We start from the raw sequence: 6,687 nt of genomic DNA, 5'->3' as shown, positions 1-6,687 counted from the left end.
TGCCATAGCTTTTAGAAAGAAAATTTACAGAAGTATTGAAGAACTGCAATTAGACTTAAACAAGTTGGTTGTCCTATTACAACAATGAAAGAACGCATACTGGAAAACATTGTTATGGTAAAACACCGATGCAGACGTTTTGGGATAGTAAACCTATTGCAAAAGAGAAATTATTGGAAACTCTTACAGTGGAACAAAAAATCCTTACTTTTGGAAGTAAGGATAATATTGAATAACTGATAATTATTTTAACTCTTAACTGTCAGATTAAGTCGGGGCTAGTACACTTAAACATAATCGGAGAACCAGAGTATCCTACTACACATCTTGAGATTTTACATAGTGATGATATGCTCAACTTATAGTTGAAAAAATTAAAATAACAAGTAATAATTATAATTTAAACGAATGTTAAAGAAATTATTTTATTTGGTCTTCATCTTCATCTATTCAATCATCTATTGTCAAACAGAGATTACAGGGATTGTAATAAGCTCCAATAAGGCTCCGGTTTCGGGAGCTAATGTTTACCTGGAAAATACAATTCTTGGCGATACCAGCAATGAAAAGGGACAATTTAGAATTGTTGTAGAAAAAGCTCAGATGCCTGAAAAAAAAATGGTATTAATTATTAATGCAATCGGATTTGATGATAAAAGAATAAACTTAGAAAATCATGGAACACCCACCCTGAATATTGGAAAAATTGTCCTTGAAAAGGGTTCTAAGTCTATAGATGAAGTTGTTATATCAGCAAATTCTGTTAGTATCGGAAAAAGCAGAGGGGTTGAGCGAATGAATTCGCTTGATGTCGTAATGACCGGAAGTTCCAACGGAGATATTGTTGGTGCTTTACAATCTTTACCGGGAACCCAGAAAGTGGGTGAAGATGGCAAGCTTTATATTCGTGGGGGCGACAGCAACGAACTGGGAACTTACATTGATGGAATGCATGTGTTTTCACCCTACACAGCAAGTGCTCAGGACACTCCATCCCGAGGAAGGTTTTCACCCTTTATTTTCAAAGGGATTAATCTATCTTTAGGGGGATATGAGCTGGAATACGGGCAAGCTTTATCATCTATTTTACCTATGGAAACAAAAGATGTATCAGGTGACTCAAAACTAGGAGTTAATTTTTCTCCATTAAGTGTTGGTGGAGGCGGAACCTTAGGAAGGAAAAACCGATCAGTCTCTTTTAATCTCAATTATACTAATCTTGGTGTTTACAATCAGATATTCCCAGATCGATACAATTGGAAGAAAGATTACAGCAACTTTTCCGGAGAAGGACAGTTTAAAAATACATTTAAAGACCAATCACAGCTTAAAGTTTACTGGGGATATAACAGGACGGATTTTATCAGAGAATATAAAGATATTAATACTTTCCAATCCAGAGATTTAGAATTTTCGGAAAACAATTATTATCTTAATACCACTTATCAGACTAAGCCTAAAAACGGGTTACAGTATTTTGTAGGACTGGCATTCTCAAGATTGGATGATCAGTATAGCAACACCAAGGTTATAGGAGATCATTTTAATGAAGGACAGCAGGAAATCCATTCAAAATTCAGGATCAAAAAAACATTTACAAAATATTATAAGATCACAACCGGTTTTGAGAATTTTATGAGAAATTATGATAACCAATATTATATGAATGGCAACAAGTTGCAGAATCAGAAGCTCCGCTATTTTATATCAGCACTTTTTGCCGATAATCAGTTGAGATTAAAAAAAGGACTATACACCAATATTTCGGCGAGACTGGAGTATAATGACTACAATAATTCATATGTTTTTTACCCTAGACTGTCTTTAGATTATATTTATGAAAAATTTCAGTCTTCATTGATATATGGTAGATATTATCAGTTACCCGGTAATATCATATTGGCAAAAGCAAATAACTTGTCACAAGAGGTTTCGGATCAGTATATTGCGAGTTTGAGCTATGAGAACAGTGGTATTGCCTTAAAAACAGAATTTTATTATAAAAAATACGCGAATTTATGGCTCTTGAAAGACAATCAGTATACCTCAAACGGATATGGTAATAGTAAGGGTTTTGATGTATATTTTTCGGATGACAGGTCTATAAAAAATATTAAATACTCTTTTTCTTATTCTTATAATGATTCTAAAAGGTTGTACAGTAATTATCCTGAACTTGCAAAACCTGCTTTTGCATCAAAACATAATATAAGATTAAATGCACAATATTTTATTTTACCCATTAAAATATATTTGGGAATGACCCATACATTTACAAGCGGAAGGCCATACAATAACCCAGGACTTTCAGGGTTTAATTCATCAAAAACACCTGTATATAATAGCTTGGATGTCAATGCGAGTATTCTCTTGAGTAAAAAAGTAATATTATACGCCTCTCTATCCAATGTATTGGGGCGACAAAATATTTTTACTTACCGATATGCAGATCAGGTAAACAGCAACGGGTTTTACAACAATGAACCTATTATTGCCCCAAGAAAAAGATTTTTCTATTTAGGTGTTTTCATCTCACTTAAAAACAACTCAGCGTATGATGTTTCAAATTTCTAAAAAAAATAGGGGTTCTGATTATTTTATCACTGGGCTTTACAGGATTTGCACAACATAAAATAGCCCTTACCGTTAATATTGAAAATAGCTATATAAAATTTGAGTAATAACGGAAGACTTAACAAGAGATGATCAGTTCCCAATGAGCCTTATGGAATTTCTCATCATCCTTCCGGAAATCCCTCTTTTGAAAATTCTTATTTTTAGGCAAGAAAAATAAAAAGTATATCAATTCACTAAAAAATTAATCTTATGAAATTAAAATTATCTCTGGCAATCCTTTTTTTATTACAACTTACTTGTATGGCTCAATCTAAGCTTTCTTCAGACAAACTTACAAGTAAAGATTATCTTGATTTAGCGCTGGAAAAAGTGAACACAGCTAAAAGCGAAAACGACTTACAAAACTCTATTAATGAAATCAAGAGAATAGAGGGATTAGATAAGAACTACTGGCTTCCTTCCTACTATGTTAGCTATTTTGAATTAACTCAATCTTTCTTTACAAGCCTTGACAAAAAAGAAGCTTTGTTAGCAGACGCAAAAGAAAGAATTGAAAAATTGTTAGAGGATAAATCTTCAGACCAATCAGAGCTGTATACTATTTTAGGATATTATTATTATGCGAAAATAGCTCAAAACCCTCATAAAAACGGACCAATATACTACAAAGATGTTATTGCCAATTATAAAAAGGCCATCTCCATCAATCCGGTTAATCCTAGACCTCGGTACTTATTAGACCTGTTTGAAGATAATGTAAACAGCTTTATGGGGAAAAAAGACTCTAATTTGTGTGAAAAATTACAGAAGGATAAAAAGCTATTTGAGGCCTTCAATATCGCCGATAAGAACTACCCAAATTGGGGAGAGAAGGAAGTATTGGAGCATTTAAAGAATTGTGATAAAGGATAACCAGTCCATATATCTCAAAGTTTAATATGCAAACCAAGCAGAAGTTCAAGAAATACTGCTTGTAGGGAGAATGACCTTAGCTGTTGCCATAGAGGATAATAGGTTTCACAGAATATACTTAATTACGGTGATAAACTAAATGCGGTATGTATCATAGAAGGTGTTTTCTTAATACAGGTCACATTTCATTATCTAAAGGATATAAAGCCGCTGTATCAAAATTGTACAATATTAGGAGCCAGATATTCATGATCAAAAATATTGATTCACTTACGACCAGATGAATATTGAAATGGGCATGCGAAAAAATTGAATTTTATGATGAAACGTCATTACGCCCAATCATTTGAAGGATTCAAGATATAATTTCATCTAAAATAGGGGTGTTGATGTTTATATAATGAATTAATAAAACAGTATCATGGAAATATTAACAATTTAAAAATTTAAATTGATTAAATTCACACAGTTAAAACGCAAATAAAAAAATATGAAAAAAAGTACGTAGCAAAATCGTCAATGATAGGAAGTGTTCTATCCAGCAAAGTCTGGGAAATTTGTAAAGACGTTAATAATTAGAACCGGTGGGATCGTCATATCGAAGCAATAAGACTAGAAGGAGGGTTTTGTGAAGGAGGAAAAATATTGATGAAAGGAGGAGCTCCGGATGAAATACAAATAAATATTACAAATGTTAAAGAGGGTGTCGGATTTTCCGATATGACGGAACTTCCTTTTGGCCATATAAAAACTTTTCATCAAATAGAAGAATTAGAAGGAGGTAACATTCAAATAACTCATCAAGTAGAAGCTATAATTACCGGAGAAAAAGAAAATGAATTCTTTATGGGTAATATTTGGCCAGGAATGCAGGAAGGTTTGTCTGCGGCTGTAGCGAATATTATAACACTAGCCAAGAGTTAATATAGTAGCTTAAAGATGAGAAAATATTGGTGTGGAGTAGCCTCTACAGAGCATATACAAATCGGGAGTAAAGAAGGTTTCTGCCAGTTATGCCATGGTAAGAAAAAACCTTTGGAAAGGATGAATATCGGAGACTGGATTATTTATTATTCTCCTGTATATCAATCTAAATCCAAAGAAAAATGTCAAAAATTTACGGCCATTGGCGAAATAACAGGAGAAGAGGTCTATTCTTTTGAAATGTTTCCTGGCTTTATCCCCTATAGAAGAGATGTAAAATATTATCCCTGCTTGGATGTTTCTATTTATGATCTTTTGGATCAGTTAGATCTGACCAAGGGTACATCCAACTGGGGATATAAATTTAGGTTCGGACATTTTGAGTTATCAGAACACGACTTTAGACTAATATCTTCTTATATGCTAGGTGAAGAGATATTACAATTATAAAAAATAGTGTGGTATAACTAGTATAGAGTAGTTTCTCATTATAGGAATAGGAAAAGGGGATCACATATGGTTTTACAATTCAGGAATTTCTTATTGAGTAGGGCTAAGAAATCTCAATTTATGGACACTTCAAGAGTTCTAAATGTTCAAAAAACTACTAATCCTAAATACACAACAATGTGATATAGCTAAATTTGTACTGAAAAATTAGTGATTAATAATGAAGTGAGATAAAGTTAACATTACTGTCATTCACCTTGAAAAAGCAAAAGCTTTTTATGCTGATATTCCAGGTTTTGAAAGAGTAAGGACCTCTAAAAAAGAAATAGAATTCAAAGTTGGGCGATCTCAATTAATCCTAACGGAATCGGGTAAAAGCGCAAAATATCATTTTACTTTTGAGATTCCAATGAATTTATTGGAATCTGCAGCTAATTGGCTTCAGGAAAAAAACGTTTAGTTAATTTTACTTGATGAAGAAGATTCAGTTTTCATAAATTTAAAAAAATGGAATGCACATTTCAGATGAAAACGTGTTATTGTTCATTATGCGAAATGATCATCAAAACTTATCAAGTCATTTTTTTCCAACAGGAAGTTCTTGGTGTACTTGAAATTGGAGTAGGAGTAGATTTTCTCCTTCAAGTTGCAGAAAAAATGAATAAAATTTATCGATGACCCTATTTTTAAAAAGGGGCGATTCGAGAGGGTTTTGCATTAATAGGTTTAAATACAGGTTTTTATTAATTTAAAAACTTTGTAGAGCTTGGTCTCTCTTCAACAAAAACGATCGCACAATAAAACTATTTAAAGATCGAAATTGAAAATAATACAGTCATACATTCAATACATTTTTAGTAAAAAAAGATACTTTGTGGTAATATATATAAGGGATAAAAACTTGTATCAAATATTTTGCTATCCTTCTGAAGGAGGAAATAAATATTCTTTATTTAAAATATACAGATAAGGCTCAGTTTTTATTAAGTTTGTAATCTCTTTTTTTAATAACATGATTCAACTGAAAACAATAGAAGAAATCAAATTAATGCGCGAGAGTGCTCAGTTGGTTTCCAGGACTTTAGGGATGCTGGCTAAGGAGATTAAGCCAGGTGTCACCACTAAATATTTAGATAAACTGGCGTATCAATACATTAAGGATCACGGTGCTGAACCCGCTTTTTTGGGTTACGGAGGTTTTCCCAATTCTTTATGCATGTCTCCCAATGAGCAGGTCGTTCACGGGTTTCCAACAGATGAAGCTTTAAGAGATGGCGATATTATTTCTGTAGATTGTGGAACCTTACTCAATGGATTTGTAGGGGATCATGCCTATACTTTTGAAGTGGGTGAAGTCTCTGCTGAGGTAAAAAAATTACTAAAGGTGACCAAAGAAAGTCTTTATAAAGGCATAGAGCAATGTGTGCGTGGGAAGAGAATAGGGGATATCTCCTATGCGGTGCAGGAACATGCAGAAAAACATGGCTACGGTGTCGTACGTGAGTTAGTGGGGCATGGTGTAGGAAGGCAGATGCATGAAGATCCGCAAGTTCCCAACTATGGAAAAAAAGGCTCAGGAAAAGTGATTAAAGATGGATTGGTCATTGCTATAGAACCGATGATTAATATGGGAACCGAAAAAGTAAAATTTCATTCCGATGGTTGGACGGTAACCACTCTAGATAGAAAACCTTCAGCCCATTTTGAACACGATGTGGCAGTAGTTAAGGGAAAACCGGTTTTGCTTTCCACCTTCCAGTATATTTATGATGCTTTAGGTATAAAATCCGATGAGGAACAAGCTTTTCAGGTCGATTTATAGCG

At 33.4% G+C, this 6,687-nt stretch carries 5 protein-coding genes and 1 pseudogene; all 6 read left to right on the top strand.

Annotated features, from left to right (window positions below; translation table 11 throughout):
- A pseudogene (locus GNY06_RS06560) lies at window positions 1-236 on the top strand (hypothetical protein); the annotation flags it as partial.
- Between the two features lie 172 nt (window positions 237-408).
- Window positions 409-2,574 (top strand): TonB-dependent receptor, encoded by a 2,166-nt coding sequence (locus GNY06_RS06555; RefSeq protein ID WP_166519320.1) that lies wholly within the window; start codon window positions 409-411, stop codon window positions 2,572-2,574.
- 252 nt (window positions 2,575-2,826) lie between these two features.
- On the top strand, window positions 2,827-3,489 hold the full coding sequence (locus GNY06_RS06550) for a hypothetical protein (protein WP_166519319.1): 663 nt from the start codon (window positions 2,827-2,829) through the stop codon (window positions 3,487-3,489).
- A gap of 648 nt (window positions 3,490-4,137) precedes the next feature.
- Window positions 4,138-4,413 (top strand): SRPBCC family protein, encoded by a 276-nt coding sequence (locus GNY06_RS06545; RefSeq protein ID WP_166519318.1) that lies wholly within the window; start codon window positions 4,138-4,140, stop codon window positions 4,411-4,413.
- A 15-nt stretch (window positions 4,414-4,428) separates the two neighbouring features.
- Window positions 4,429-4,863 carry an EVE domain-containing protein gene (locus GNY06_RS06540; RefSeq protein ID WP_166519317.1) on the top strand — a complete coding sequence of 145 codons (435 nt, stop codon included), beginning with the start codon at window positions 4,429-4,431 and terminating at the stop codon, window positions 4,861-4,863.
- Between the two features lie 1,012 nt (window positions 4,864-5,875).
- Window positions 5,876-6,685, top strand: a complete 810-nt coding sequence (gene map, locus GNY06_RS06535; RefSeq protein ID WP_166519316.1) for a type I methionyl aminopeptidase — start codon at window positions 5,876-5,878, stop codon at window positions 6,683-6,685.
- The last annotated feature ends 2 nt before the right edge of the window (window positions 6,686-6,687 follow it).

It is taken from the genome of Elizabethkingia argenteiflava (assembly GCF_009904105.1).
GTDB classification, from domain to species: Bacteria; Bacteroidota; Bacteroidia; order Flavobacteriales; family Weeksellaceae; genus Elizabethkingia; species Elizabethkingia argenteiflava.
The sequence above is the reverse complement of the archived record's forward strand: the minus strand, read 5'-3'. Positions and strand labels throughout refer to the sequence as shown.

Excerpts from the sequence above, each read along its gene's own strand:
- GNY06_RS06555 (WP_166519320.1), top strand. The coding sequence starts at position 409 with ATGTTAAAGAAATTATTTTATTTGGTCTTCATCTTCATCTATTCAATC.
- GNY06_RS06550 (WP_166519319.1), top strand. The coding sequence starts at position 2,827 with ATGAAATTAAAATTATCTCTGGCAATCCTTTTTTTATTACAACTTACT.
- GNY06_RS06545 (WP_166519318.1), top strand. The coding sequence starts at position 4,138 with ATGAAAGGAGGAGCTCCGGATGAAATACAAATAAATATTACAAATGTT.
- GNY06_RS06540 (WP_166519317.1), top strand. The coding sequence starts at position 4,429 with ATGAGAAAATATTGGTGTGGAGTAGCCTCTACAGAGCATATACAAATC.
- map (WP_166519316.1), top strand. The coding sequence starts at position 5,876 with ATGATTCAACTGAAAACAATAGAAGAAATCAAATTAATGCGCGAGAGT.